This is a genomic window from Saccharothrix xinjiangensis (assembly GCF_039527585.1).
Taxonomy (GTDB): domain Bacteria; phylum Actinomycetota; class Actinomycetes; order Mycobacteriales; family Pseudonocardiaceae; genus Actinosynnema; species Actinosynnema xinjiangensis.
On record NZ_BAAAKE010000019.1, the window covers coordinates 78,225 to 104,051 of the forward strand.

Below are 25,827 nucleotides of genomic sequence, written 5' to 3' on the forward strand. Positions count from 1 at the left end.
GGGGACTCACCTGCCCGGAACGCCCGACCGCCCGCCTAGAACGCCGCCGGGTGCAGCTTCCGGCCCCGGTCCTCGTCGAACCGGGCGAGGCCGCGCGCCGCGTTGCCCTGCACGACGGATCGAGACCTCGCAGCCGGGGTCGGGGGCGGCGTCACCGGGTCGTCGGCGGCGCCCGGCCGGGTGTTACCACCGCGGGCGCGCCGCCGCACCGCCACCGCGAGACGCGGGACACCTTTTCGCCCCGGTGTGACGGGCTGGGTTCATCCTGGGCACATGCTCTACACGGTGATGAAACGCGTGGTGGCGCCCACGGCGCGCCTGATCTACCGACCCTCGGTCGAAGGCCTGGAGAACCTGCCCGCGACCGGCCCGGTCATCCTGGCGCCCAACCACCTCTCGTTCATCGACAGCATCGTCATCCCCATGGTGGTGCCGCGCCGCGTCTCCTTCCTCGCCAAGGCCGAGTACTTCGACGGCCAGGGCGTCAAGGGCGCGCTCTCCCGCTACTTCTTCGGCTCCCTGGGCCACGTCCCCGTGCGCCGCGGCCTCGGCCGGGCCGCCAGGGCCTCGCTGGACACCGCCAAGGCCGTCCTGGACACCGGCGGGGCGTTCGCCATCTACCCGGAGGGGACGCGGTCGCTGGACGGCCGCCTGCACCGCGGGCGCACGGGCGTCGCGCGCCTGGCCCTGGAGTCCGGCGCGCCGGTCGTCCCGGTCGGCCTGATCGGCACCGACGAGGTCCAGCCGGTGGACGCGAGGCTGCCCCGGGTGCGGCCCGTGACCATCCGGTTCGGCGAGCCGCTGCGCTTCGACCGCTACGCGGGCATGCAGGAGTCGCTGCCGGTGCTCCGCGCGGTCACCGACGAGGTCGTCTACCGGATCCTGGAGCTGTCCGGGCAGGAGTACGTCGACAGCTACCAGAACACGCAGGCGGCCTGAGCCCCGCCGCGCCCGAGCACCGGGCCGGAACGCCGAAGAGGGCCGTCACCCGGACGGGGTGACGGCCCTCTTCGGGCGGAAGGACTTCAGTCGTGGCTCGGGCCCGTGTGGTACTCGAACACCAGGCCGCCGACCGCGATCAGCACCAGCACGACCGCGATCACCAGCAGCCACACGTGCCAGAACGCCAGCGCCAGGCCGGCCAGCGCCGCGGCGGCCGCCAGGCCGATCGGCCAGTAGCTGCCCGGGCTGAAGAAGCCCAGGTCGCCCGCGCCGTCGCTGACCTCGGCGTTCGCGTTGTCCTCGGGCCGCACCTCGATGCGCCGGGCCACGAACCGGAAGTACGTGCCCACGATCAGCGCCAGGCCGCCGGTCAGCGCCAGCGCCACCGTGCCGGTGGGCTCAACGTGGTCGGTGTCCGCCCACGTCCAGTAGCCGTACACGACGGCCATCAGGAACGAGAACGCCATCACCAAGTCGAAAATGCGTGCTTCGACCTTCATCGCGGCGTCCTCCTAGTTCCCGCCGCCGGACGCCTCGCGGACGTCGCGGTCGGTGTCGAAGGGCTTGGTGGTCACGGCGTGCGGCGTGCACAGCTCGCCGCAGTCCAACTCGGTCAGCGCCTCGGCCGCGGTGTACGGCTGGCCGGTCGCCTCGTTGGTCTGCTTCCGCAGCTCCATGTACCGGTCGAAGTCGCCCTGCTCCAGTGCCCTGACCTCGAAGTTCATCACCGCGTGGTAGGTGCCGCACAGCTCGGCGCAGCGGCCGACGAACGAGCCGGTCCGGTCGATCCGCTCGATCTCGAACGAGTTGTCCTGGTTGTTCTTCTTCGGCTCCGGGAACACGTCCCGCTTGAAGTGGAACTCCGGCACGAAGAACGAGTGGATGACGTCCGTCGACTCCAGGTTGAACCGGATCGAGCGACCCTGCGGCAGCACGAGGAGCGGGATCTCGCCGGACGTGCCGACGGTGCTCACCGGCAGCTCGGCGTTGTCCTCCAGCTTGTGCTCCGGGTAGCGGAACTCCCAGTTCCACTGGAACCCGATGACGTCGACCGTCACGTCGGGGTCGTCGGTCTCCCGGATGACGTAGTTCTGCGTCACCGCGGTGAAGTAGAACAGCACGGCGACGATGATCGTCGGCACGACGACCAGGACGATCTCCAGCGGCAGGTTGTAGGCGACCTGGCGGGGCAGCTCATCGCTCTTCTTGCGGTGGAACGCCACCGACCAGAGGATGAGGCCCCACACGATGACGCCGACCGCGAGCGCGGCGACGACGGACCACGTCCACAGCTCGCGCATCGCCTCGGCCTGGGGGGTGACCCCAACCGGCCAGCCGAAGCGCATCACCTCTTCCGTGGAGCAACCCGTGGCCCCGACGCCGACCAGGCCGACCAGCCCTCCGACCTTCGCCGGCCGGGCTGCCCTGGTGCCCTCCTTCAGGCCCACTGCTCGCCGCCTCCTCGCTGCTTTCAAGCTCGCGGGCAAGGGAAACCGCCCTTGCCGGATCATGCGGGAGCGTAACCCAGCTCAATGGGGCCCACCCCTCGGGGGCCGCACCCGTGCGGTGCAGTTTCGGTCACACGGAGCACCCCCGGCATACTGGGTTCTTCTCCACACGACTCGAAAGGTGTTACGGCGTGTGCGGCCTGGTAGGACTGGTTTGCCCTGGCGAAGACGAGGCACGACGAGCGCGCCCGGCGGTGGCGGGGGCATTGCGCTGCATGCGGCACCGCGGCCCCGACGAGAGCGGCACGTGGCAGGGCGGTGAGGTCGTCTTCGGCTTCAACCGCCTGTCCATCATCGACATCGAGCACTCGCACCAGCCGCTGCACTGGGGTCCGCCCGAGGCGCAGGGCCGGTACGCGATCCTGTTCAACGGCGAGATCTACAACTACCTGGAGCTGCGGGCGGAGCTGACCAAGCAGTTCGGCGCGCAGTTCGCCACCGACGGCGACACCGAGACGATCGTCGCGGCGTACCACTACTGGGGTCCCTCGGCGGTGGCGAAGCTGCGGGGCATGTTCGCCTTCCTGATCTGGGACAAGGCGCGGCGCGTGGTCTTCGGCGCGCGCGACCCGTTCGGCATCAAGCCGCTGTACTACGCGGTCGGGCCGGGCGGCGTGGCGTTCTCCAGCGAGAAGAAGTCCGTGCTGGAGCTGGCGCCCGCCATCGGCATCCGGCCGGAGGTCGACGAGAAGGCCCTCCAGCACTACTTCATCCTCCAGTACGTGCCCGAGCCGGAGTCCCTCCACAGCCGCGTGCACCGCATCGAGTCCGGCACGTCGTTCACGGTCGCGCCGGGTGGCGAGCCGGTGGTCGAGCGGTACTTCCCGGCGACGTTCCGGCCCCGCGCGGTGCGCGGCCAGGCCGACGAGGACCGCCTGTACGACGAGATCACCGAGGCGCTGCGGGACTCGGTGGCCAAGCACATGCGCGCCGACGTGACGGTCGGCTCGTTCCTGTCCGGCGGCATCGACTCGACGGTGGTCGCGGCGCTGGCCAAGGAGCACAACCCGGACCTGATCACGTTCACCACCGGCTTCCAGCGGCAGGGCTACTCGGAGATCGACGTGGCCGCCGAGTCGGCCGCCGCGATCGGCGTGAAGCACGTGGTCCGGGCGGTGACGGCGCAGGAGATGATGGACGCGCTGCCGCTGATCACCTGGTACCTGGACGACCCGGTGGCGGACCCGGCGCTGGTGCCGCTGTGGTTCATCGCGCGCGAGGCGCGCCGGCACGTGAAGGTCGTGCTGTCGGGCGAGGGCGCGGACGAGCTGTTCGGCGGCTACACGATCTACCGCGAGCCGCTGTCGCTGGCGCCGTTCGACAAGGTGCCGACCACGCTGCGCAAGGCCATGGGCAAGGTGTCCACGAAGATCCCGCAGGGCGTGCGCGGCAAGGACCTGCTGCGGCGGGGCGCGCTGACCCTGGAGGAGCGCTACTACGGCAACGCCCGCATCTTCATGGACGACCAGCTGCGGCAGGTGCTGCGCACCTACGACCCGAACGTGTCGCACCAGGACGTGACCGCCCAGGCGTACCGCGAGTCGGCGGACTGGGACCCGGTGACCCGGATGCAGCACGTCGACCTGTTCACCTGGCTGCGCGGCGACATCCTGGTCAAGGCCGACAAGGTGACCATGGCGAACTCGCTGGAGCTGCGGGTGCCGTTCCTGGACAACGAGGTGTTCCGGATCGCCTCGCAGGTGCCGTCGGAGCTGAAGCTCACCCGGGAGACCACCAAGCACGCGCTGCGCCGGGCGATCCGCGACATCGTGCCCGCGCACGTGCTGAACCGCCGCAAGCTGGGCTTCCCGGTGCCGATCCGGCACTGGCTGAAGGACGAGATGCACGACTGGGCGGTGGACCACGTGCGCCAGTCGCAGACCGACCAGTACATCAACAAGGACGGGGTGCTCCGGGTCATCGAGGAGCACCGGTCGGGCGTGGCGGACAACAGCCGCCGGATCTGGGCGCTGCTGATGTTCATGATCTGGCACGGGATCTTCGTCGAGGGCCGGATCCGCCCCGCCATCCCGGAGCCGCAGTACCCGGTCAAGCTCTGACCCGGTCAAGTGCTGACCCGGTCTTCCGAGGGCCCCCGCCGCCACCGCGCGCCGGGGGCCCTCTCCGTCTCCCGCCGGGCGACTACCGCCCGGTAGGGCTGTTGTCAAGCGGTTTTCACGAATACGGTCGACGGGTGAGCACCCCTGAGGCGAACACCCTGGCCGAGCTGATCGACGACTGCACCGCGCTCCCGGAGGAGCTGCGGGTGACCGGGCCGACGCCGCCCGAGCCGGGCGCCGCGGCGCCCTGGCAGGTGGACGACGCGAACTACGCGCAGGTCGCGGACCTGGACGCGTACGTCTGACGCCTCCCGGCCGGCCTGACGGCCCTCGTCCGGCCTGACGCCGCCCGGCCGACCTGACGGCTCCCGGCTCTCGTCCGCCGGCACCCCGAACACGCGAAAGGCCCCCGCCGGAGCGGGGGCCTTTTCCGCGTTCAGCGGTTCGGCGCTCGATTCAGTGGAACGAGTCGCCGCAGGCGCAGGAGCCGCCGGCGTTCGGGTTGTCGATCGTGAAGCCCTGCTTCTCGATCGTGTCCACGAAGTCGATCACGGCGCCCTCGACGTACGGGGCGCTCATGCGGTCGACGGCCACCTTCATGCCGCCGAAGTCGCGCAGGGCGTCGCCGTCCAGCGTGCGCTCGTCGAAGAACAGCTGGTAGCGCAGCCCCGCGCAGCCACCGGGCTGGACGGCGATGCGCAGGTGCATGTCGTCGCGCCCCTCCTGGTCGAGCAGCGCCTTGGCCTTGGCGGCCGCCGCGTCGGTGAGCGTCACACCGTGGGTCGGCGGGGCGTCCGGAGTGGTGGCTGCGGCGTCCTGAGCGGTCGTCATGGCTCTCCCTCAGAGGTCCTTTGCGGGCATCTCTACCCGGGTAACACGGGCAGCACCCGCTTTGTTCCGCTCTCCATGGTCCCACAGCTACGTGGCGCGGGGGTGTGACCACTGCCTCGCGACGTGAGCGGCCAGGTCGGCGAGGGTGCCCGCCGGGTCGGCCAGGCTCCGCTCGACCGAGCCGGCGTGCTCGGCGACCGCGTGGGCGTCCCGCACGCCGACCGCCGCCGCCTCCCGCCTGCCGACCGAGACCTGCCCGGCGAGCACCACGCACGGCAGGCCGCGCTCGGCCGCGCCCCTGGCCACGGCGGTGACGAGCTTGCCGCGCAGCGACTGCCAGTCGAAGCTCCCCTCACCCGTGACCGCCAGGTCGGCGTGGTCCAGCGCCGCGTCGAGGCCGGTCAGCTCGCGGACCAGGCCCGCGCCGGACACGGTGCCCGCGCCGAGCGCCATCAGCCCCGCGCCCAGGCCGCCCGCGGCGCCCGCGCCGGGCCGGTCGCGCACGGCCGCCAGCTCCGCCATGGCCGCGAGCCGGGCCTCCAGGCGCTCGACGGCCTCGGGCGACGCGCCCTTCTGCGGTCCGAACGTGCGGGCCGCGCCGTGCGGGCCGAGCAGCGGGTTCTCCACGTCCGAGGCGACCACCAGCCTGGCGGTGACGGCGCCGGCGGTCGCGCGCATCCCCTCGCCGCCGTCCGTGGTGCCCGAGCCGCCGAGGCCCACGACGATGGTGCGCGCCTCCCGCGCGGCGTTGAGCAGCTCGCCGACGCCCCTGGTGGTGGCGGTCTCGGCGGTGCGCGGGCGCAGGTCGGGCGGGATCAGGTGCAGGCCGCACGCCTGGGCGGACTCCAGGTAGGCGGTGCCGTCGTGCTCCAGCCACCTGGCCTCCACCGGGTCGCCCAGGGGGCCGGTGACGGTGGTGGTGCGCACCACACCGCCGAGGGCGGTGTGCAGCACGTCCACGAAGCCGGGGCCGCCGTCGGCCAGCGGGCGCAGGCTCAGCTCGTCGCCGGGCGCGGCGCGCCGCCAGCCCTCGGCCACGGCCTCGGCGACCTCGCGGGCGGTCAGCGTGCCGCCGAAGCAGTCGGGGGCGATCACAACTCGCACCTCGCGAACAGTACTTATCGAACCATCTCCTACTCTGGTGGGGTGAGGTTCCTGCGCCGCAACGCCGACGAAGCCGCCGAGACCGCCACCACCGAGGACAGCACCCCGGAGGTGACCGCCGCGGAACCCGGACGCACACCGGGCAAGGGTCGGCCCACGCCCAAGCGCCGCGAGGCCGAGGGCAAGCGTCGCGGCCCGGTGCCGCCGCCGCCCCGCACCCAGCGCGAGGCGTTCAAGCGCTCGCGCGGCAGCGGGAGCAAGGTGTCGAAGGAGGAGCGCCGCGCCGCGGCCGTCGAGCGCAGGCAGCGCATGATGGCGGGCGAGGACAAGTACCTGCTCCCCCGCGACCGCGGCCCGGTGAAGGCCTACATCCGGGACGTGGTCGACTCGCGCCGCAACCTCATGGGCCTGTTCATGCCGCTGGCGATCCTGGTGTTCGTGGCGCTGCTCGTGCCGTCACCCGCGATCCAGCAGTACGCCACGCTGCTCACCACGTTCATGCTGCTGGCGATGATCGTGGAGGGCTTCGTGCTGGGCCGGCTGGTCAACCGGCGCGTGCGGCTGAAGTTCCCGAGCGACACGTCGCGCGGCCTGTCGATCGGCTGGTACTCGTTCATCCGGGCCAGCCAGCTCCGCCGCCTCCGCGTCCCGAAGCCGCGCGTGAGCCCCGGCGACAAGGTCTGACGGGGTTCGAGGGCCGGCCCGAACAGTTCATTAGCTTGCCGAACGAATCCTCATTAGACTCGTCGCCATGGAGTTCCGACGCCTCGGCCGCAGTGGCCTGAACATCAGCGAGATCTCGTACGGCAACTGGCTCACCCACGGTTCCCAGGTCGAGGAGGAGCAGGCGACCGCCTGCGTGCGCGCCGCGCTCGACGCGGGCATCACCACCTTCGACACCGCGGACGTCTACGCCAACACCAAGGCCGAGTCCGTGCTGGGCCGCGCGCTGGCCGGGCAGCGCCGCGAGTCGTTGGAGATCTTCACGAAGGTCTTCTGGCCGACCGGTCCGGGCGGCCCCAACGACAAGGGCCTGGGGCGCAAGCACATCGCGGAGTCCATCAACGGCTCGCTCAAGCGGCTCCAGACCGACTACGTCGACCTCTACCAGGCGCACCGGTTCGACCGGACCGTGCCGCTGGAGGAGACCATGCTCGCCTTCGCCGACCTGGTGCGGCAGGGCAAGGTGCTCTACATCGGCGTCTCCGAGTGGAACGCGGACCAGATCGCGCAGGGCGCGGCGCTGGCGCGCGAGCTGAAGATCCCGTTCATCTCCAACCAGCCGCAGTACTCGATGCTGTGGCGCGTCATCGAGTCCCAGGTCGTGCCGACCTCGGAGCGCGAGGGCATCAGCCAGATCGTCTGGTCGCCCATCGCGCAGGGCGTGCTGACCGGCAAGTACCTGCCTGGGCAGCCGCTGCCGGAGGGCTCGCGCGCGACCGACGAGACCGGCTCGAAGTTCATCGCCCGGTTCCTGAACGACGAGGTGCTGGAGAAGGTCCAGCGGCTCAAGCCGCTGGCCGAGGAGGCGGGCCTGTCGCTGGCCCAGCTGGCCGTGGCGTGGGTGCTCCAGAACCCGAACGTGGCGTCCGCGATCATCGGCGCGTCCCGGCCGGAGCAGGTGCACGAGAACGTGAAGGCCGCCGGCGTGAAGCTGGAGGCCGAGCTGCTGGCCAAGATCGACGAGGTGCTCGGCGACTCCGTCGAGTCCGACCCGCGGCTGACCATCACGCCGTGACCGCGTGAGGAACGGGGCGCCTCGCTGGGGGTGCCCCGTTCGCTTCATCGCCGGTCAGGACCCCTTTGGGCCTTGATGAAGGCCGCGAACGAGCGTGCCGGGAAGGTCAGCCGACCCCCGCCGGGGTCCTTCGCGTCCCGGACGAACACCCCGTCGGGCTCGGGACCGGCCGGGACGCCGACCTCCACGCCGCCCTCGTCCTGCCCGCTGTGGCTGCTCGTGCGCCACCGGCCCTCTCCCGGGGCGGGGTCATCCCTCGACACGTGCCGGTTCTCCTAGCGTTATCGCAGGTCAGCGATTCGCGCTCACGATAACTGCCGGTTCCGCTCTTCCTAGACTCCCGCGTCTCAGAAGGTGGACGGGGGACCTACCGCACCGGCTCGACGCCGAACGCGCCCACCCGAACCCCCTTCGCCGGTCGCCGAAGCCCCGCCGGCGAGCACTAGCCTGACGGCCATGGCCGACTTCCTCCAGGTGACCACGACAGCCGCCGACCGCGAGGCGGCGACCCACCTGGCCCGCTCCGCCGTCGCCGGCCGCCTGGCGGCGAGCGCGCACGTGTCCGGCCCGGTGACGTCGTTCTTCCGGCACCTGGGCGAGCAGGGCGAGGGCGAGGAGTGGCAGGTGACCCTGAAGACCACGGTCGAGCGCTACCCCGGGCTGGAGGCGCACCTGCGGCGTGAGCACCCCTGGGACAACCCGGAGGTGACGGCCGTGCCGCTGGCCGCCGCGTCCGAGGACTACCTCGCCTGGCTGCGCAAGACGGTCAACCCCGAGGGGTAGCGGCCGGCAGGGCCGCAGACTCGATCGCCTCGGCCACCGCCGGCGACGAGCGATGCGGCTTCAACCGCCGCACGACCTCCTGGATCTTCTCCACAGGGCGCACCGACCCCACCCCGCCTGCCAGTCGTACAGCGTGTTCGGTGACGGCGGCGGCCTGTTCGACCTCCCTGGCGTCGAGGTACGCATGGGCGAGGGAGGTCAGGTACATCGCCTTGTCGCGGGCATGGGTGTCGCCGTAGCGACTGAGCACGTCCGCCAAGACGGGCACAGCGCGAAGCGGACGCCGCAGTTGCGTCCAGCACCGCCCAGCCATGATCTTGATTTCGTCTTCGTCGACCCAGAAGACCCAGTCAGGCTCAGGACGATCATCCTGCCTGCGGACGACTTCCGCCGCCTCGGCCAGGGCGCGGTCGGCCGCATCGGCCTGACCGGCGACAGCGTGCGTCCAAGCCATGCGGTCCAACAACAACGCTCGCACCTTTGGCGTGGCGCGGCACTCGGCGGTGGCGTACGAGGCCGCGTCCGTCTCGACGTCCGGCTTGCCGACAGCAACCTGCTGATAAGCGAGGAACGAGAGGGCGTTGCCCGCCAGTACCGGGTCCTCGGCTTCCCTGGCCGCAGTGAAACCGGTGGTGTGGTACCGCTTCGCCACGTCGTGCATCCCGGCGTCGAAGGCCGCCCACCCGGCGAGCTGCGCTTGTTCGGCGATGACAGCCGCACAAGCCTTGCGGACCGCGGCCGTGCAACTGGCATCGCGCACCAGCTTCGTGGTCGCCGCCAACTCGGTGGCGTAGAGGTGGACGGTATCCGCACCGCCGAGGTAGTCGTCCAGGCGGCGGAGCCTGGCAGTGCGCACGAGCATCGTCCGCACGTCGCCCATGCCGAGTCGAGGACCCGTCCCCGATCGCACGGCACCGGGCAAGGACACCGCCAACCCCGCCATCGTCCCGAAAAATTCTCGCCGCTGCACGTCATCCCCTCCATGGTGCTCTTGTCGACCGAGCCGACGCTTGGCCTTGGCCGTGGCGACCGCTTGCTTCAAGATGCTCACCGGGACGCCGAAGCTGTCAGCGCAATGCTGCTGCCAGTAAGGCGTCGGCATCCGCTTTCCGGATTCCCAACGGGACACTTCATTGCGAGTGACCGCACGACCGGCACGCTCGGACAAGACATCGGCCTGTTCACTCTGAGAGCGACCGGCTTCGCGCCGAAGGCGGCGCAACAGCTCTCCAATGCCCGCTGGCTCGTGCATGTGACCACCCTGACCGCTGAGCAGGTGAGACGCCATCATTGTGGCCCCCGGTCCTGGCCACCCCCTGCGACATGGCCCCCTCTGGCGGCGACTCCGCCCAAACGGTCTGACGCTCACCCTTGCCACGGGCAACAACACCGGTCCGGCAGAAAGTAGTCACCGCCCCAATAGCGGGCGACACCCATCCGCGGCCTCCGACAATGTTGCTCCTACGCAACGGCGGCACAGCGAGGAGGCGACGATCGCGCACACCTCCCCATCACATTCTTCCGGAACTCGACGGCAGCACCTCCGATGTCGTAGGACAGGAGCAGGAACACCGATGTCATCACCAACCACGGAAAAGGACCGGGCGCGTCTCGTCGTCCCCTACATCGCGATGTGGAGCGAGGAAACGTCAGAAGACCCGCGACTCGTCGAACTCCCCCACGGCGCGGGCATCGCCTACGCGGACGAGATCCTCGCCGACCGCGACAGCCGGGGCGCCCCCTGGCTCATCCCCGACCGCACCCGGCACTGGCCCGGCTGGCCCGAAGGGATGCCCGTCGCCAAACCCCCGATCCGCCAACCCTGCGCACACCTGGCGACCCCGGCCTCGAAACTGGTGCGCCAACTCCAGCGCCGCGCACCCGCGAAAGCCTGAAAAGCCCTACTCCACCGGCGAAAGCGACATCGGCCCGTAGACCTCGGACTCGGCGCGCAGCAACGTCACCTGGGCCACACCGGACGACCGCAGCTCCGCCCACACCTCGCTGAACCAGTCCTCCGCCTCGCCCTGGTCCGCGAACGCCACGTCCGGGCCGTCGACCTCGCGGCCCTCCTCGTCCTGGTACCGCCACCGGTAGTCCACAACGGCCTCCTCCCAGGATGTCCTGCGGGTAACGTTCCCGGTCAGGCTATGTGCTCGTCGAACGGATGGGGTGTGGTGTGACGCGTCGGACACTGGTCCTAGGCGGCGCGCGGTCGGGCAAGTCGGCCCATGCCGAGGGCCTCCTCACCGACCCCGTGGTGACTTACGTCGCCACAGCGCGCCGCTACCCCGACGACCCCGACTGGGAGGAGCGGATCGCCCTGCACGTCGCCCGCCGCCCGGTCACGTGGACCACGGTGGAGGCGCCCGCGCCCGGCGACCTGCCCGCGCTGCTCACCGCCACCACCCCGGACGACCCGCCGATCCTGGTCGACGACCTGGCCACGTGGCTCACGGGCCTGCTGGACGACGCCGACGCGTGGGAGGGTCGCGACCCGGCACGGGTCGAGGCGGGGTGCGACGAGCTGGTGCGCGCGGTCGGGAGCACGCGCAGCCGGCTGGTCCTCGTCTCCGCCGAGGTCGGCCTCGGCGTCGTGCCCGGGACCCGCTCTGGCAGGCTCTTCCGCGATCAGCTCGGCTCGCTCAACGCGCGGCTGGCCGAGGTGTGCGACGAGGTGCTGCTGGTCGTCGCCGGGATCCCACTGCACTTGCGCGAAGCCGGAGGTAGTCGGTGACCATCGAGTTCCCGCCCGTCGAGCCGCCCAGCGGCGCCGCTCGCCGCCAGGCGGTGAGCCGCCACGCGGTGCTGACCAAGCCCGTTGGCTCGCTCGGCAAGCTGGAGGAGTTGGGCGCGTGGGTGGCCGCGTGCCAGGGCACGTGCCCGCCGAGGCCGTTCACCCGGCCGCGGGTGGTGGTGTTCGCCGGTGACCACGGGGTGGCGCGGCACGGCGTGTCCGCCTACCCGAGCGAGGTCACCGGGCAGATGGTGGCCAACTTCCTGGCGGGCGGCGCGGCGGTGAACGTGCTGGCCAACGTGGCGGGCGCGACGGTGCGCGTGGTGGACGTGGCGGTGGACGCCGACACGGCCGTCGGCGACGAGAAGGTGCGCCGCGGCTCCGGGTCGATCGACCGCGAGGACGCGCTGACGCCCGAGGAGGCCGAGCGCGCGATCGAGGTCGGCCGCAAGCTGGTGGACGACGAGGTCGACGGCGGCGCGGACCTGCTCATCGCCGGTGACATGGGCATCGGCAACACGACGCCGGCGGCGGTGCTGATCGCCGCGCTGACCGGGTCGGAGCCGGTGGCCGTGGTCGGCCGGGGCACCGGGGTGGACGACCGGGGCTGGATGCGCAAGACCGCCGCGATCCGGGACGCGCTGCGCCGCGCCCGGCCGGTGATCAACGACCCGGTGGCGCTGCTGGGCCGGTCGTCGGGCGCGGACATCGCCGCGATGGCGGGTTTCCTGGCCCAGGCGGCGGTGCGCAGGACGCCCGTGGTGCTGGACGGCGTGGTGACCGGCGCGGCGGCCGTGGTCGCCGAGGAGCTGGCGCCGGGGGCCCGCGAGTGGTGGGTGGCCGGGCACCTGTCGGCGGAGCCCTCGCACGCGCTGGCGCTGAACCACCTGGGGCTGGAGCCGCTGCTGGAGTTCGACATGCGGCTCGGCGAGGGTTCGGGCGCGGTGGCCGCGCTGCCGCTGGTGGTCATGGCGACGCGGGTCCTGGCCGAGATGGCGACCTTCGACAGCGCGGGCGTCTCCGGGCCGGCCTGATGGGTCCCGCCTGATGCGCCTGGCGCTGTCGCTGCTGACCGTGCTGCCGGTCCGCCTCGCCGGTGACGTCGACGCGCGGGCGGCGCGGCGGGCCATCGCCCTCGCGCCGCTGGTGGGCGTCCTGCTGGGCGCGGTCGCCGCGGGGCTGCTCGCCGTGCTGCCGGGGCTGCTCGGCGGTTTCCTCGTGGTGGGCTTCCTCGCGCTGGCCACGCGCGGGATGCACCTGGACGGGCTCGCGGACACCGTCGACGGGCTGGGCTGCTACGGGCCGCCCGAGCGGGCGCTGGCCGTCATGCGCGACGGGGGCGCGGGTCCGTTCGCCGTGGTCGCGCTGGTCGTGGTGCTGGGCGCGCAGGCCGCCGCCCTGCCGGTGGTCGGGTGGGGCGCGGTGGTGCTGGCGGTGACCGCCGGGCGGGCCGCGTTCGCGCTGTGCTGCCTGCGCGGCGTCCCGGCGGCCCGGCCCGAGGGGCTGGGCGCGCTGGTGGCGGGCTCCCAGTCGCGGTGGGCGGCCGCCGGGTGGTGGGTCGCGCTGGCGGTGGCCGGTTTCCTCGTCCACCCGTGGCTCGGCCCGGCCGCGGTGGTGCTCGCGGCCGGGCTCGTGCTGCTGCTCGTCGGGCACGCGCGCAGGCGCTTCGGCGGGATCACCGGCGACGTGCTCGGCGCGGCCTGCGAGACCGCCACGCTCGCGGTGCTGGCGGTCTGCGCCCTCGGACCGACCCTCAGTTGATCTTCGACATCCAGCCGTGCCGGTCCTCGACCGTGCCCTGCTGGATGCCGGTCAGGTGCCCGCGCAGCTTCATGGACACCTCGCCGGCGCGACCGCCGGAGATCGAGAACTCGCCGTCCGCGTGCTTGACGTGCCCGACCGGCGTGATCACCGCGGCCGTGCCGCAGGCGAACACCTCGGTCAGCTCGCCGGACCCCGCCTTCTTCTCCCACTCCTCGGTGGAGATCCGGCGCTCCTCCACACCGTGGCCGAAGTCGCGCGCGAGCTGGAGCAGCGAGTCGCGGGTGATGCCCGGCAGCAGCGAGCCGGACAGCTCCGGCGTCACCACGCGCGCGTCGTCGCCGGAGCCGAGGACGAAGAACAGGTTCATCCCGCCCATCTCCTCGACCCAGCGGCGCTCCACGGCGTCCAGCCACACGACCTGGTCGCAGCCCTCCGAGGCGGCCTGCGCCTGCGCCACGAGGGACGCCGCGTAGTTGCCCGCGAACTTCGCCGCGCCGGTGCCGCCGGGCGCCGCGCGGACGTACTCGGTCGACAGCCACACCGTCACCGGCTTCAGGCCGCCGGTGAAGTACGAGCCGGCGGGCGAGGCGATGAGCACGTAGAGGTACTCCCCCGACGGCCGCACGCCCAGGCCCCGCTCGGTGGCGAACAGGTAGGGCCGCAGGTACAGCGACTCCTCGCCGCCGCCCTCGGGCACCCAGCGCTCGTCGACGGCCAGCAGTTCCCGGAGCGAACCCAGGAACAGCTCGTCGGTCAGTTCGGGCATCGCCATGCGGCGGGCCGAGGCGCGGAAGCGCTCGGCGTTCGCCTCGGGGCGGAAGGAGGCGATCGAGCCGTCGGGCAGGCGGTACGCCTTGAGCCCTTCGAAGATCGCCTGGCCGTAGTGCAGCACCATGGCCGCCGGGTCCAGCTCCAGCGAGTGGTAGGGCTCGACAGCCGCGTCGTGCCAGCCCTGTTCGCGGTTCCAGCGGATCGTCACCATGTGGTCGGTGAAGTGCTGCCCGAAGCCCGGCTTCGCGAGTACCTCCGCAACGCGCTCCGGGGTCGCCGGGTGCGGGTTGGGGGTCCGGGTGAAAGGCAACGCTGTCGTCATGGCAGCACACTAGCCGCCGCGCGGACATCGGAAAATCGCCGTCCCGACGCTCGGACGTCCGACCATCCGGTCGGGCTACCCGACGGCCTGCCGGACCCGACCCAGCGCGGTCAGCCCGGTGCCCAGCGCGAGCGCCGCGCCCGTGACGAACAACGCCGCCGTGGGCGCGCTCATCGCCAGCAGCACCGACAGCCCGAGCCCCAGGCACGCCGTGCGCATCGGCCACGTGCGGTCTTCCTGGAGCAGCACGCGCGCGGAGGCGTTCGTGAAGCCGTAGTAGAACGCCGTGCCGCACGCGCCGACCGCGAGGGCGGCGCCCGGCGTCAGCGCGACCACGCCGAGCACGGCCAACGCCACCGACACCACCTCCAGCGGCCAGGCCGCGCGCACCGGCGGCAGGTCGCCGGTCTCGACCATGCCGGCGAGCGTGCGGCGGGCCGAGCCGAGCACGAAGAACAGCGAGGACACCGCGGCCACCGCCGCGCCGACGACGAGCACGGGCACCAGCGCGCGGCCGTCGGCGGCGACCAGGGCGTCCCGCAGCGGCGCGGGCGACAGCGCCAGGCGCGCCGGTCCGAGCTGGCGCAGCAGCGCCGCGCCCACGGCGAACGCCACCACCAGCACCACCACGACGACCGCCGGGATCGCGAAGCGCAGCACGCGGACGTGGAACACGCGGTCGCCCGGCAGCGGCGCGGTGATCCGCTCGAACCCGGTGAACAGCACGAACAGCAGCGTCGCGGCGCTCATGAGGCCCTCGAACGACGGGCCGCCGCCCGTCCAGGCCGGGTTGTCCGGCGGTGCGACGGCGAAGCACACGACGACCACGAGCGCGAGCACGCCGAGCACCACCGCCGCGACGGCCGCGCTCAGCCCGGCGCTCCAGCGGAAGCCCGAGGCGCCGAGCGCCGAGGTGGCCACGAGGAGGCCGATCGCGCCGACGAGCTGGTGCTCGGGGACCACGTAGGCGCCGAACGCGCCGGCCAGCGCGGCGGCCACCCCGGCCCGGCCGACCAGGTGGGCGCTCGCGCCGAGGCGCGCGGGCCACGGCCCGAGCTGGTGGCGGACGTAGGCGTAGCCGCCGGGTGCGTCCGGGTAGGCGCGGTGCTGGTCGGCGGTGGAGAACGCGCAGCACAGCGCGGTCAGCGCGGCCAGGACCAGCGCGACGGGGAACCAGGGGCCCGCTGCGGCCGCGGCGGGGGCGAAGCCCGCGAGCACACCGACCCCGAGGGTCGCGCCGAGAGCGAGCACCACGGCCCCGGCACGGGGCGTGATTGTCACCGGTACACGGTGACATATGGACCAGAGGTCCAGCTAACGCCCAAGCGGCTTACCTCCGAACGTGTTAATTGTTACTCCCCGCTATCGAAGGTACCGCCACCAAGTGCAGGAACGAGCCCCTTAGCATTCGACTCGATCAATTCCGCATCCCGACGCACGACCAGGAAGTGCCGGGAGGACCGTCGAGGAGCCGCAGTGACCGCCCCCAAACTCGCCATCACCGACAGTGACCTGAGCACCACCAACGTCGACGCCGTCGTGGTGGGCACCATCCAGGGCCCGGGAGGGCTCGTCCTGGCCGGCGGGGCGGAGGCGGTCGACACCGCGTTCGACGGCGGCCTGGTCGACGTGCTCGGCGCCGTGGGCGCCCGCGGCAGGCAGGACGAGGTCGTGACCCTGCCGACGCTGGGCCGGATCGCCGCGCCGGTGGTGATCGCGGTGGGGCTGGGCAAGCCCGCCGCCGACGGTTCGGTCGCCGAGGACCAGGTGCGCCGCGCGTCCGGCGCGGCCGCCCGCGCCCTGTCCGGCAAGAAGCGCGCCGCGACCGCGCTGTCCGCGCTGCACCTCGGCCCGGCCGTCGAGGGCACCGTCATGGGCGCCTACTCGTTCACCGCCTACAAGTCCGACAAGGGCGACGCCCCGGTCGCTCGGGTGGACCTCGTCGCGCCCGCCGGGGGCGCCGTCCGGGCGCACCGGGCGGTGGTGAAGGCGTCCACCGCGATCGCCGAGGCCGTCACCGCCACCCGCGACCTGGTCAACACCCCGCCGAACGACCTGTTCCCGGCGTCGTTCGCCGAGCGCGCCGCCGCGCTGGCCAAGGCCGAGGGCCTCGAAGTGGAGGTGCTGGACGAGAAGGCGCTGCGCAAGCAGGGCTTCGGCGGCATCCTCGGCGTCGGCGGCGGGTCGAGCCGCCCGCCGCGCCTGGTCCGCATCACCTACCGCGGTCCCAAGGCGACCAAGAAGGTCGCCCTGGTCGGCAAGGGCATCACCTTCGACACCGGCGGCATCTCGATCAAGCCGGCGCCGGGCATGGACGAGATGACCTCGGACATGGGCGGCGCGGCGGCCGTGATCGCCTCCGTGGTGCTGGCCGCGAAGCTGAAGTTCCCGCTGGAGGTCACCGCGTGGGCGCCGATGGCGGAGAACATGCCGTCCGGCACCGCCTACCGGCCCGGCGACGTGCTGACCATGTACGGCGGCAAGACCGTCGAGGTGCTCAACACCGACGCCGAGGGCAGGCTCATCCTGTCCGACGCGATCGTGCGGGCCTGCGAGGAGGGGCCGGACTACCTGATCGAGACCTCCACGCTGACCGGCGCCCAGGTCGTGTCGCTGGGCAAGCGCACCGCCGGCGTCATGGGCACCGACGCGTTCCGCGACCGGGTGGCCGCGCTGGGCCGCGCCGTGGGCGAGCAGGCGTGGGCCATGCCGCTGCCGGAGGAGCTGCGGGGCGACCTGGAGTCCCGCGTGGCCGACCTGTCCAACGTGGCCGGACACCGGTTCGGCGGGATGCTGACCGCCGGCATCTTCCTGCGCGAGTTCGTGGCCGAGGGCGTGACCTGGGCCCACATCGACGTGGCCGGGCCGTCGTTCCACACCGGAGGCCCGTACGGCTACACCACCAAGGGCGGCACCGGCGTGCCGGTCCGCACCATCGCCGCCGTGCTGGCGGACATCGCCGCGAACGGCTGAGGGCGCGCGCGGCCGGCCGGCGGTCCGGCCGGCCGCGCTCAGCCCCTGTTGTCCTTGCGCCGCGAGAACTCGCGCATCCGCTTGGGGTACCCGACGATGCCCGCGTCGTAGATCGGGATGCCCAACTTCTTGGCCAGGCGACGCGCGCCGTCCGTCCCGTCGATGCGCCGGCGCGTCCACTCACCGTCGTGCGCGACGAGCACGACCGTGGTCTCGGTCACCGTCGTCTTCGGCTCGACGTAAGCCTCCACGCCACGACGTGATGAAGCCCACTGCTCCAAGTGGGTGGTGTCGGTGGACGTGGCCGGTCTCAGCACGCCGGGACGCTGCTTCCTGCGAAAACGGTCGAAAAGACCCACCCGGTCACCTCCTGACGGCACTCCTCCACCCAATCGTGCCGGCGCGGAGGTGAAGAGGGGGGCAAGTCCTCCGAACAGGACACCGCGTCGCCGCCACCGTCACCGTAGTGACAAGATGGCCACCACACGCGCGCACCCGCGCGGAGTAAGGCATCAAGCTCTCCAGGGAGATCCCGTGACCGACACGTCCGCCGACCTCGTGATCCTCGGTGGCGGCTCGGGCGGCTACGCCTGCGCGTTCCGCGCCGCGGAGCTAGGCCTGTCCGTCATCCTGGTCGAGAAGGACAAGCTGGGGGGCACCTGCCTGCACCGCGGCTGCATCCCGACCAAGGCGCTGCTGCACGCGGCGGAGGTCGCGGACAACGCCCGCGAGGGCGACCAGTTCGGCGTGAAGTCCTCGCTGGAGGGCATCGACATCGCGGGCGTGAACTCGTACAAGGACGGCGTGATCAGCCGCCTCTACAAGGGGCTCCAGGGCCTGGCCAAGGCCAACAAGGTCACCCTGGTCGAGGGCGCCGGCACGTTCGTCGGCAACAAGACCGTCGAGGTCGACGGCAAGCGCTACACCGGCAAGAACGTGGTCCTGGCGACCGGCTCCTACGCGCGCAGCCTGCCCGGCCTGGAGATCGGCGGCCGGGTGCTCACCAGCGACCAGGCCCTCAACCTCGACTTCATCCCGGAGAAGGCGATCGTGCTGGGCGGCGGCGTCATCGGCGTCGAGTTCGCCAGCGTCTGGGCCTCCTTCGGCGTCGACGTGACCATCGTCGAGGCGCTGCCCCGCCTGGTCCCCGCCGAGGACGAGTACGCGTCCAAGCAGCTGGAGCGCGCGTTCCGCCGCCGCGGCATCAAGTTCAAGACCGGCGTGAAGTTCACCAACGCCACCCGGAACGACTCGGGCGTCTCCGTCACCCTGGAGTCCGGCGACGTGCTGGAGGCGGACCTGCTGCTGGTCGCCGTCGGTCGCGGCCCCAACACCGCGGGCCACGGCTACGAGGAGGCCGGCGTCGCGATCGAGCGCGGTTTCGTCGTCACCGACGAGCGCCTGAAGACCAGCCTGGACGGCGTCTACGCGGTCGGCGACATCGTGCGCGGCCTCCAGCTCGCGCACCGCGGGTTCCAGCAGGGCATCTTCGTCGCCGAGGAGATCGCCGGGCAGAACCCCAAGGTCATCGACGAGGCGGGCATCCCGCGCGTCACCTACTGCAAGCCCGAGGTCGCCTCGGTGGGCCTGTCCGAGGCCGCGGCCAAGGAGAAGTACGGCTCCGTCGAGACGTTCGTCTACGACCTCGCGGGCAACGGCAAGAGCCAGATCCTGAAGACCGCCGGTGGCGTCAAGCTCGTGAAGGCGCCCGATGGTCCGGTGGTCGGTGTCACCATGGTCGGCGAGCGGGTCGGCGAGCTGATCGGTGAGGCCCAGCTGATCTACAGCTGGGAGGCGTACCCCGAGGACGTGGCGCCGTTGATCCACGCCCACCCGACCCAGACTGAAGCCCTCGGCGAAGCCTTCCTCGCCTTGGCCGGCAAGCCGCTGCACGTGCACGGCTGACCGTCGCACCCCAGTCAGCCGAACTTTCGACCCACGCACGAGGAGTCAGCGAACGATGGCCTTCTCCGTTCAAATGCCCGCACTCGGCGAGAGCGTCACCGAGGGCACGGTCACCCGCTGGTTGAAGCAGGAGGGTGACCGCGTCGAGGTCGACGAGCCGTTGCTGGAGGTCTCGACCGACAAGGTCGACACCGAGATCCCCTCCCCCGCCGCGGGCGTGCTCCAGAAGATCGTCGCCCAGGAGGACGAGACCGTCGAGGTCGGCGCCGAACTCGCCGTCATCGGCGACGGCTCGGGCACCGGTTCCGACGACTCCACCTCGGGCGGCGACGCCGCACCCGCCGAGGAGGCCCAGCCGGAGCCGCAGTCCGACGACCCCCAGCCGGAACCGCAGTCCGAGGCCCCGAAGCAGGAGTCCAAGCCCGCCGAGGGCACCCCGGTCACCATGCCCGCCCTGGGCGAGAGCGTCACCGAGGGCACCGTGACCAGGTGGCTGAAGTCCGTCGGCGACCCGGTCGAGGTCGACGAGCCGCTGCTGGAGGTCTCGACCGACAAGGTCGACACCGAGATCCCGTCCCCGGTGGCCGGCACCCTGCTGGAGATCACCGCCGGCGAGGACGAGACCGTCGAGGTCGGCGGCCAGCTGGCCGTAGTCGGCTCGGGCTCCCCCGCCCCCAAGCAGGAGGAAGCACCCAAGCAGGAAGCGCCAAAGCAGGAGGCGCCGAAGCAGGAGGCGGCCCCGCAGCAGCAGGCCCCGCAGCCTCCCGCCCGCCAGGAGGCCCCCGCTCAGGAGAAGCCGCAGCAGGCCCCCACCCAGCAGGCCCCTGCTCAGGAGGAGTCGTCCGACGGCGCCCCCTACGTGACGCCGCTGGTGCGCAAGCTGGCCTCGGAGCACAACATCGACCTCGGCTCGCTGAAGGGCACCGGCGTCGGCGGCCGCATCCGCAAGCAGGACGTGCTGGCCGCCGTCGAGGCCAAGAAGACCCCGGCACCCGCAGCCGCACCCGCCGCCGCCCCGGCCGCGTCCGCCCCGGCCCAGCGCGTCGCCACCCCGGCCGCCGACACCAGCGGCAAGCGCGGCACCGTGCAGAAGCTGCCCCGCCTGCGGCAGATCGTGGCCCAGCGGACCCGCGAGTCGCTCCAGGTCTCGGCGCAGCTCACGCAGGTCTTCGAGGTGGACGTCACCAAGATCGCCCGCCTGCGCAACCGCGCCAAGGCGGCTTTCGAGCAGCGCGAGGGCACCAAGCTCACGTTCCTGCCCTTCTTCGCCAAGGCCGCCGTGGAGGCGCTCAAGCAGCACCCGGTGCTGAACGCCTCCATCGACGAGGAGAAGAAGGAGGTCGTCTACCACGGCGCCGAGCACCTGGGCATCGCGATCGACACCGAGCGCGGCCTGCTCAACGCGGTGATCGCGAACGCGGGCGACCTCAACCTGGCGGGCCTGTCGCACAAGATCGGCGACCTGGCCTCCCGGGCGCGCGCGAACAAGCTGACCCCGGACGAGCTGACCGGCGGGACGTTCTCGCTGACCAACCTGGGCAGCAACGGCGCCCTCTTCGACACCCCGATCATCCAGCAGCCGCAGGTCGGCATCCTGGGCGTCGGCGTGGTGAAGAAGCGCCCGGTGGTCATCACCGACGAGAGCGGCGACGACACCATCGCCATCCGCTCCATGGCCTACCTGGCGCTGACCTACGACCACCGCCTGGTCGACGGCGCCGACGCGGGCCGCTTCCTCACCACCGTCAAGAACCGGCTGGAAGAAGGCGCGTTCGAAGCCGACCTCGGCCTCTGAAACGCACCACCGAGGCCGCCCCCGAACACCACACCGGGGGCGGCCTCACCGCGCGCCAGCCGCACACACCCTCCCAGCGCGCCAGCACGAAGCGGGCCCAGCTCGTGGTTTCCCCGTATGGCCTGGGCGCAGCCCAACCGCGCTTGTCAAGGGGTCCACGCCCTTCGGACCCCTTGACGAGTGTGGTTGCCTCAGGCAGGCCATACGGGGAAACCACGAGCCCACGCCCTTCCCCCCGGCGGCCTGCCCAGCGGCGAGCGACCGCTTTTAGCTCTTCTTCTTCGCACTCTCCCCGCACCCGAATGTAGAACTCAGGGGTCCTGAACGTACGACTCGCGCGTCCTGAACGTACGACTCGCGATGCCCCAGTGGACGACACGCGATGTCCGAGTGGACGACACGCGGGTGGGAGCGTTCCCAGAGTGAGACGGCCGTAGGGTCGTGGTGCGGGTGACACCGGATCCGCTGTGCAACCGGGCGGACGCTGAGAGACGATCAACCCATGCGTGTCGTGGTCGCAGGTTCCTCGGGTCTGATCGGCACCAGCCTGGTGGCCGCCTTGCGCGGCGCCGGGCACGAGGTCCTGCGGTTGGTCCGCCGAAGCCCCGCCGCGCCGGACGAGCGCGGCTGGGACCCGCCCGCCGGTCGCATCGACCCGGGCACCCTGGACGGCGTCGACGCGGTGGTCAACCTGTGCGGCGCGGGCGTGGCCGACAAGCGCTGGAACGACGCCCGCAAGCAGGTCCTCCTGGACAGCCGCACGGTGCCCACCGAGGTCCTGGCCAGCGCGGTCGCCGAGCACGGCGTCCCCGTCCTGGTGAACGCCGGCGCGGTCGGCTACTACGGCGACACCGGCGACGAGCTGGTCGACGAGACCACCCCCTCCGGCACCGGTTTCCTCGCCGAGCTGTGCCGCCGCTGGGAGGCCTCCAGCACGCCGGCCGAGGGCTCGGCCCGCGTGGTGAAGCTCCGCACCGGCTTGGTGATCAGCCCCTCCGGCGGCCTGTTCGGCCGCATCAGGCCGCTGTTCTCGCTGTTCCTGGGCGGTCGCGTGGGCGACGGCCGCCAGTACATGCCCTGGGTCTCGCTGGACGACGCCATCGCGGCGATCAGGTTCGTCGTGGAGCACGACGTCCGGGGCCCGGTGAACGTCACCGCGCCCAGCCCGGTCACCAACGCCGAGTTCACCCGCACCCTCGGGCACGCGCTGCACCGCCCCACCCCCTGGGTCGCACCGCCGTTCGCGCTCAAGCTGGTGCTGGGCGAACTGGCCGAGGAGGGCATCCTGGCCGGTCAACGCGCCGTTCCCCGCGTCCTGGAACGGCACGGCTTCACCTTCCTGCACCCCGCCCTGGGCGGCGCGCTGGCAACGGCCGTCAGCCGATGACCGAACCCCCGCCCCCGACCACCTCCACCACCCCCACCTGACCGTGATCAGCGTCCTCGTCGGCCTCGTGCTGGCGCTCGCCTCACTGGTCCTGGGCCTGTCGGTGCACCGGGAGGTCCCGGCCCTGGACCGCGACCTGCACCTGGCCGCCACCGAACTGGGCCCGGACTTCACGCACGCCGCCACCGCGATCAGCTTCGTCCTCAGCCCCGGCCTGGCCACGATCACGCTGACCTCCCTGGCCCTGCGCGCCCTGCTGGCCCGGGACGCGCTCGTGCTGCGCGCCGCCGTGCTCCTCGCGGTGTCGTGGTGCACGATCCTCGCCCGCTACGGCTACCAACGCGTTCGCCCGATCGAGTACCCGCAGTGGGCGTACCCGAGCGGGCACGTCACCGCGGTCACCGCCGTCGCCCTCACCGGCGTCCTGCTGGTCGGTCAACTCGCCCGGGAACACCTCAGGCACGCGATCGCGCTGGCCGCCACGGCGGTGGCGCTCACCGCGGCCAGTCGCGTGGTGCTGGAGATGCACTGGTTCACCGACACGGTGGGCGCCGTGCTGGCGGTGCTGGGCGTCGGCCTGGTGGCCGCTCGCGCCCTCCGACTGATGCCACCGGGACGACAGCCGGAACAGCCACCAGGGCAACCACGAGAGCAACCACCGAAGCAACCGCTGAAGCACCCGCCGAAGCGACCACCGAGACGACCGTCGTGGCGCCCCCTGGGCGTAGTGTCGAGGCGTGAGCAGTCCTGACCCCTCCTGCCGCGCCTCCTCCGACCAGATCGAGGTGCGCGAGCTGGGCACCATCGACTACCTGGCCGCCTGGGACCTGCAACGCGAACTGGCCGAGGCGCGCGCCGGCAACACCACCGGCGACACCCTCCTCCTGCTGGAGCACCCGTCGGTCTACACGTGCGGGCGGCGCACCGAGCCCGAGGAGCGCCCGAAGGGCGGCGACGTCCCGGTCGTCGACGTCGACCGCGGCGGCAAGATCACCTGGCACGGTCCCGGCCAGCTGGTCGGCTACCCGATCATCGGCCTGGCCGAACCGCTGGACGTCGTGCAGTACGTGCGCCGGCTGGAGCAGGCCCTGATCCACGTGTGCGACCAGCTGGGCGTGCGCACGGGCCGCGTGGAGGGCCGCAGCGGCGTGTGGCTGCCCGCCGACGACCGCGGCGTCGAGCGCAAGGTCGCGGCCATCGGCATCCGGGTGCAGCGCGGCGTGACCATGCACGGGTTCGAGATCAACTGCAACGCCGACCTGGCCGCGTTCGCCGACATCATCCCGTGCGGCATCCGGGACGCCGGCGTGGCGTCGCTGTCGCACGAGCTGGGCCGGGACGTCACCGTGGCCGAGGTGCTGCCGCTGGCCGAGCGGGCCGTGATCGACGCGCTGAACGGCGACCTGCCGCTGACGGACCGCACCCTGGCACGCACCCTGGCACACACCCTGGAGCCCCGGGAACCGGTGGCCGCCGGCGTCACCTTCGCGGTCCGCACGAGCTGATCCCCTCCTACCAGGATCTCTTCCCACCAGGCGGCAAACGCAGGCTGACACGACCCACCCCTCCCCTCTAGTATTCCGGAATTACGGACTACCAGAGGGGAGATTCGTCGTGCTCCTGACCCGACGGCACCTGCTCTGCGCGTGCGGCTTGGCGAGCGCTTCCGCGCTCCTGTCCACCGCACCGGCCCAGGCGCAGAACCGAACACCCACCCGACCGGACGACTGGCTCTCCTGGCTGCGGGCCAACCGCCGCCACGTCGCCGTCGCACTGGACAACGGACAGGGCGGCCGGATCGCGCACCGCGCGTTCGAACCCCAGCCGCTGGCCTCCGCCGTGAAGGTGGTGCACCTGGCCGGGTACGCGAAGGCCGTGGCGACCGGCGCGGTGAACCCGGACGACCAGGTCCGCGTGGGCGACTGGGAGCAGTACTACCTCGGCCTGGACGGCGGCGCGCACCAGGCGTCCCTGCGCGCCCTGGGCATCCCGTTCTCCAACGGCGCCACCGCCGACGACCCGCAGCACCGCGTGTCGCTCGACGACCTGGTCGCATCGATGATCCGCTACAGCGACAACGCGGCCACCGACTTCCTCCGCCACCACCTCGGCGAGCGCGTGCTGCGCTCGGCGGCCGCCCGCCACGGCTGGCCGGGCGCACCGGTGCCCGAGATCCTGGGCGACGTGCTGCGCCTGGTCCTGGGCCGCCCGGTGAGCGTCCGGCAGTACCTGCGGGACCCGCAGCTCCAGCTGGAGGTGATCGGCAGGTTCCCCGACGTGCCCAGCACCTACGAGGGCCAGCGGCCGTGGGCCCGGACCACGTGGTCGGGCACGGCCGCCGGGCTGAACCGGGCGCACCGGTCGCTGACCGGGGTGGACCTGGCCCGCGGGCACCTGGAGCGGGCCCTGTCCGGCGACCTGCCGCCGGGCGTGGCCGGGATCGGCTTCAAGGGCGGGTCGCTCGCCGGCATCCTCACCGCGGGCATGAGCGTGCGCTGGGAGGACGGGCGGGTCGGCAGCGCGGCGGTGCTGCTCCAGGAGGTCGACGAGCAGCGGGCCGCCACGTCCACCGATCTGGTGAGGCTGGTCCGCCAGGCCCTGCTGGAGCCGGGCGTGCTGCGGGAATTCCAGGCGGCCCTCTCCTAGGATGGCAGCGGTGGACCTGGTGCAGCGGCTGGCCGAGCTGGAGCGGCGCGTGGCCGCCCTGGAGGGCGACGAGCGCGTCTCCGCCGAGCTGCCCACGCCCTCCGGCGGCAACAGCGGCAACAGCGGCGACGACGACGGCAACGCCGACACCGGCGGCGCGTTCGGCTACGGCGGCCAGGTGGCGCTGGGCGACGGGCAGGTCTCGTGGCGGATCGACGTGACGCCCGAGCACGCGCTGTCGCTGGCCGACCGCCCCCGGGTCGAGGTGCTGTCCGCGCTGGCCCACCCCGCGCGGGTGGAGATCGTGCGCACGCTGCTCGGGCACGGCCCGCAACCGGCCGCCGCGCTCCAGGAGGCGGCCCGGCTCGGGTCGACCGGCCAGCTGTACCACCACCTGAAGGCGCTGACCGGTTCCGGCGTGGTGGAGCAGGACAAGCGCGGGAGCTACCGCCTGCGGCCCTCGGCCGCGATCCCCGTGCTCGTCCTGCTCACCGCCGCCGCCGACGTGGCCGGCCAGCTGCGCGCCTGAACCGACCGGCCAGGGCGCCGCCCCGGAGCACC

Annotated in this window: 29 protein-coding genes; 18 read left to right on the plus strand and 11 right to left on the minus strand. The window is 72.3% G+C overall.

What is annotated here, in order from left to right:
* Positions 1–35: 35 nt before the first annotated feature.
* Positions 36–215: a hypothetical protein gene (locus tag ABD223_RS29540; protein ID WP_344039862.1), complete on the minus strand. Its 180-nt coding sequence runs from the start codon at positions 213–215 to the stop codon at positions 36–38.
* 58 nt (positions 216–273) lie between these two features.
* Here ABD223_RS29540 and ABD223_RS29545 point away from each other — a divergent pair, with 58 nt between their 5' ends.
* Positions 274–939 (plus strand): lysophospholipid acyltransferase family protein, encoded by a 666-nt coding sequence (locus ABD223_RS29545; protein ID WP_344039863.1) that lies wholly within the window; start codon positions 274–276, stop codon positions 937–939.
* A gap of 86 nt (positions 940–1,025) precedes the next feature.
* Here the strand turns inward: ABD223_RS29545 and ABD223_RS29550 are convergent, their stop codons facing one another.
* Complete coding sequence (locus ABD223_RS29550) at positions 1,026–1,442, minus strand: cytochrome c oxidase subunit 4 (protein WP_344039864.1); 417 nt, start codon at positions 1,440–1,442, stop codon at positions 1,026–1,028.
* A 12-nt stretch (positions 1,443–1,454) separates the two neighbouring features.
* Entirely contained in the window at positions 1,455–2,390 is a 936-nt protein-coding gene (gene ctaC, locus ABD223_RS29555) for an aa3-type cytochrome oxidase subunit II (protein ID WP_344039865.1), read from the minus strand.
* A 191-nt stretch (positions 2,391–2,581) separates the two neighbouring features.
* Between ctaC and asnB the strand changes: the two genes are divergently transcribed.
* Both asnB and ABD223_RS29565 read left to right on the plus strand, forming a co-directional pair.
* Positions 2,582–4,510, plus strand: a complete 1,929-nt coding sequence (gene asnB / locus ABD223_RS29560) for an asparagine synthase (glutamine-hydrolyzing) (RefSeq protein WP_344039866.1) — start codon at positions 2,582–2,584, stop codon at positions 4,508–4,510.
* Positions 4,511–4,644: 134 nt separating this feature from the next.
* On the plus strand, positions 4,645–4,815 hold the full coding sequence (locus tag ABD223_RS29565; RefSeq protein ID WP_344039867.1) for a hypothetical protein: 171 nt from the start codon (positions 4,645–4,647) through the stop codon (positions 4,813–4,815).
* Positions 4,816–4,966: 151 nt separating this feature from the next.
* Here ABD223_RS29565 and ABD223_RS29570 read toward each other — a convergent pair whose 3' ends face one another.
* Positions 4,967–5,341 (minus strand): HesB/IscA family protein, encoded by a 375-nt coding sequence (locus ABD223_RS29570; protein WP_344039868.1) that lies wholly within the window; start codon positions 5,339–5,341, stop codon positions 4,967–4,969.
* An 87-nt stretch (positions 5,342–5,428) separates the two neighbouring features.
* Positions 5,429–6,436, minus strand: a complete 1,008-nt coding sequence (locus ABD223_RS29575) for a glycerate kinase family protein (protein WP_344039869.1) — start codon at positions 6,434–6,436, stop codon at positions 5,429–5,431.
* Positions 6,437–6,487: 51 nt separating this feature from the next.
* Here ABD223_RS29575 and ABD223_RS29580 point away from each other — a divergent pair, with 51 nt between their 5' ends.
* Entirely contained in the window at positions 6,488–7,129 is a 642-nt protein-coding gene (locus tag ABD223_RS29580) for a DUF3043 domain-containing protein (RefSeq protein WP_344039870.1), read from the plus strand.
* Positions 7,130–7,196: 67 nt separating this feature from the next.
* Entirely contained in the window at positions 7,197–8,183 is a 987-nt protein-coding gene (locus tag ABD223_RS29585; protein ID WP_344039871.1) for an aldo/keto reductase family protein, read from the plus strand.
* A gap of 44 nt (positions 8,184–8,227) precedes the next feature.
* Here the strand turns inward: ABD223_RS29585 and ABD223_RS29590 are convergent, their stop codons facing one another.
* Complete coding sequence (locus tag ABD223_RS29590) at positions 8,228–8,446, minus strand: DUF397 domain-containing protein (RefSeq protein WP_344039872.1); 219 nt, start codon at positions 8,444–8,446, stop codon at positions 8,228–8,230.
* 193 nt (positions 8,447–8,639) lie between these two features.
* Here ABD223_RS29590 and cutA point away from each other — a divergent pair, with 193 nt between their 5' ends.
* Complete coding sequence (gene cutA, locus ABD223_RS29595; protein WP_344039873.1) at positions 8,640–8,966, plus strand: divalent-cation tolerance protein CutA; 327 nt, start codon at positions 8,640–8,642, stop codon at positions 8,964–8,966.
* Here the strand turns inward: cutA and ABD223_RS29600 are convergent.
* Complete coding sequence (locus tag ABD223_RS29600) at positions 8,950–10,218, minus strand: helix-turn-helix domain-containing protein (RefSeq protein ID WP_344039874.1); 1,269 nt, start codon at positions 10,216–10,218, stop codon at positions 8,950–8,952. The two genes, cutA and ABD223_RS29600, sit on opposite strands and share 17 nt — an antisense overlap.
* Before the next feature lie 322 nt (positions 10,219–10,540).
* On the opposite strand from ABD223_RS29600, the gene ABD223_RS29605 reads away from it, so the two are divergent.
* Positions 10,541–10,861 (plus strand): hypothetical protein, encoded by a 321-nt coding sequence (locus ABD223_RS29605; RefSeq protein WP_344039875.1) that lies wholly within the window; start codon positions 10,541–10,543, stop codon positions 10,859–10,861.
* A 6-nt stretch (positions 10,862–10,867) separates the two neighbouring features.
* On the opposite strand, the gene ABD223_RS29610 is transcribed toward ABD223_RS29605, so the two are convergent.
* Complete coding sequence (locus tag ABD223_RS29610) at positions 10,868–11,068, minus strand: hypothetical protein (protein WP_344039876.1); 201 nt, start codon at positions 11,066–11,068, stop codon at positions 10,868–10,870.
* 77 nt (positions 11,069–11,145) lie between these two features.
* On the opposite strand from ABD223_RS29610, the gene cobU reads away from it, so the two are divergent.
* The 3 genes from cobU to ABD223_RS29625 are packed head-to-tail and all read left to right on the plus strand — an operon-like array spanning position 11,146 to position 13,464.
* Complete coding sequence (gene cobU, locus ABD223_RS29615; protein ID WP_344039877.1) at positions 11,146–11,703, plus strand: bifunctional adenosylcobinamide kinase/adenosylcobinamide-phosphate guanylyltransferase; 558 nt, start codon at positions 11,146–11,148, stop codon at positions 11,701–11,703.
* A complete protein-coding gene (cobT, locus tag ABD223_RS29620) occupies positions 11,700–12,737 on the plus strand; it encodes a nicotinate-nucleotide--dimethylbenzimidazole phosphoribosyltransferase (protein WP_344039878.1) in 1,038 nt (345 codons plus the stop codon). The genes cobU and cobT overlap by 4 nt, the downstream gene beginning before the upstream one ends.
* A 13-nt stretch (positions 12,738–12,750) precedes the next feature.
* Entirely contained in the window at positions 12,751–13,464 is a 714-nt protein-coding gene (locus ABD223_RS29625; protein ID WP_344039879.1) for an adenosylcobinamide-GDP ribazoletransferase, read from the plus strand.
* Here ABD223_RS29625 and ABD223_RS29630 read toward each other — a convergent pair.
* Together ABD223_RS29630 and ABD223_RS29635 are read right to left on the minus strand one after the other, a co-directional pair.
* A complete protein-coding gene (locus ABD223_RS29630) occupies positions 13,457–14,560 on the minus strand; it encodes a branched-chain amino acid aminotransferase (protein WP_344039880.1) in 1,104 nt (367 codons plus the stop codon). The genes ABD223_RS29625 and ABD223_RS29630 overlap by 8 nt on opposite strands.
* Before the next feature lie 75 nt (positions 14,561–14,635).
* Entirely contained in the window at positions 14,636–15,841 is a 1,206-nt protein-coding gene (locus ABD223_RS29635) for an APC family permease (protein WP_344039881.1), read from the minus strand.
* A gap of 195 nt (positions 15,842–16,036) precedes the next feature.
* On the opposite strand from ABD223_RS29635, the gene ABD223_RS29640 reads away from it, so the two are divergent.
* A complete protein-coding gene (locus ABD223_RS29640; protein ID WP_344039882.1) occupies positions 16,037–17,533 on the plus strand; it encodes a leucyl aminopeptidase in 1,497 nt (498 codons plus the stop codon).
* Positions 17,534–17,571: 38 nt separating this feature from the next.
* Here ABD223_RS29640 and ABD223_RS29645 read toward each other — a convergent pair whose 3' ends face one another.
* Positions 17,572–17,892 carry an oxidoreductase gene (locus ABD223_RS29645; protein WP_344039883.1) on the minus strand — a complete coding sequence of 107 codons (321 nt, stop codon included), beginning with the start codon at positions 17,890–17,892 and terminating at the stop codon, positions 17,572–17,574.
* Positions 17,893–18,067: 175 nt separating this feature from the next.
* Between ABD223_RS29645 and lpdA the strand changes: the two genes are divergently transcribed.
* The 7 genes from lpdA (at position 18,068) to ABD223_RS29680 (ending at position 25,795) form a co-directional block, all read left to right on the plus strand.
* Positions 18,068–19,438: a dihydrolipoyl dehydrogenase gene (gene lpdA, locus ABD223_RS29650; protein ID WP_344039884.1), complete on the plus strand. Its 1,371-nt coding sequence runs from the start codon at positions 18,068–18,070 to the stop codon at positions 19,436–19,438.
* A gap of 55 nt (positions 19,439–19,493) precedes the next feature.
* The gene (gene sucB, locus ABD223_RS29655) at positions 19,494–21,233 is read left to right on the plus strand and encodes a 2-oxoglutarate dehydrogenase, E2 component, dihydrolipoamide succinyltransferase (protein ID WP_344039885.1); all 1,740 of its coding nucleotides are present in this window, start codon (positions 19,494–19,496) and stop codon (positions 21,231–21,233) included.
* Positions 21,234–21,735: 502 nt separating this feature from the next.
* Positions 21,736–22,620: a TIGR01777 family oxidoreductase gene (locus ABD223_RS29660; protein WP_344039886.1), complete on the plus strand. Its 885-nt coding sequence runs from the start codon at positions 21,736–21,738 to the stop codon at positions 22,618–22,620.
* 43 nt (positions 22,621–22,663) lie between these two features.
* Entirely contained in the window at positions 22,664–23,371 is a 708-nt protein-coding gene (locus tag ABD223_RS29665; RefSeq protein ID WP_344039887.1) for a phosphatase PAP2 family protein, read from the plus strand.
* Entirely contained in the window at positions 23,358–24,125 is a 768-nt protein-coding gene (gene lipB, locus ABD223_RS29670; RefSeq protein WP_344039888.1) for a lipoyl(octanoyl) transferase LipB, read from the plus strand. The genes ABD223_RS29665 and lipB overlap by 14 nt, the downstream gene beginning before the upstream one ends.
* A gap of 109 nt (positions 24,126–24,234) precedes the next feature.
* Positions 24,235–25,266, plus strand: coding sequence for a serine hydrolase (locus ABD223_RS29675; RefSeq protein WP_344039889.1), 1,032 nt, complete (start codon positions 24,235–24,237; stop codon positions 25,264–25,266).
* 1 nt (position 25,267) lies between these two features.
* A complete protein-coding gene (locus tag ABD223_RS29680) occupies positions 25,268–25,795 on the plus strand; it encodes an ArsR/SmtB family transcription factor (protein WP_344039890.1) in 528 nt (175 codons plus the stop codon).
* Positions 25,796–25,827: the final 32 nt, after the last annotated feature.

Bases quoted from the DNA above. Each gene is read 5' to 3' on its own strand.
- ABD223_RS29605 (WP_344039875.1), top strand. From the start codon at position 10,541: ATGTCATCACCAACCACGGAAAAGGACCGGGCGCGTCTCGTCGTCCCC.
- ABD223_RS29550 (WP_344039864.1), bottom strand. From the start codon at position 1,442: ATGAAGGTCGAAGCACGCATTTTCGACTTGGTGATGGCGTTCTCGTTC.
- ABD223_RS29625 (WP_344039879.1), top strand. From the start codon at position 12,751: ATGCGCCTGGCGCTGTCGCTGCTGACCGTGCTGCCGGTCCGCCTCGCC.
- ABD223_RS29680 (WP_344039890.1), top strand. From the start codon at position 25,268: ATGGCAGCGGTGGACCTGGTGCAGCGGCTGGCCGAGCTGGAGCGGCGC.
- ABD223_RS29570 (WP_344039868.1), bottom strand. From the start codon at position 5,341: ATGACGACCGCTCAGGACGCCGCAGCCACCACTCCGGACGCCCCGCCG.
- ABD223_RS29630 (WP_344039880.1), bottom strand. From the start codon at position 14,560: ATGACGACAGCGTTGCCTTTCACCCGGACCCCCAACCCGCACCCGGCG.
- ABD223_RS29585 (WP_344039871.1), top strand. From the start codon at position 7,197: ATGGAGTTCCGACGCCTCGGCCGCAGTGGCCTGAACATCAGCGAGATC.
- ABD223_RS29660 (WP_344039886.1), top strand. From the start codon at position 21,736: ATGCGTGTCGTGGTCGCAGGTTCCTCGGGTCTGATCGGCACCAGCCTG.
- ABD223_RS29545 (WP_344039863.1), top strand. From the start codon at position 274: ATGCTCTACACGGTGATGAAACGCGTGGTGGCGCCCACGGCGCGCCTG.
- sucB (WP_344039885.1), top strand. From the start codon at position 19,494: ATGGCCTTCTCCGTTCAAATGCCCGCACTCGGCGAGAGCGTCACCGAG.
- ABD223_RS29600 (WP_344039874.1), bottom strand. From the start codon at position 10,218: ATGCACGAGCCAGCGGGCATTGGAGAGCTGTTGCGCCGCCTTCGGCGC.
- cutA (WP_344039873.1), top strand. From the start codon at position 8,640: ATGGCCGACTTCCTCCAGGTGACCACGACAGCCGCCGACCGCGAGGCG.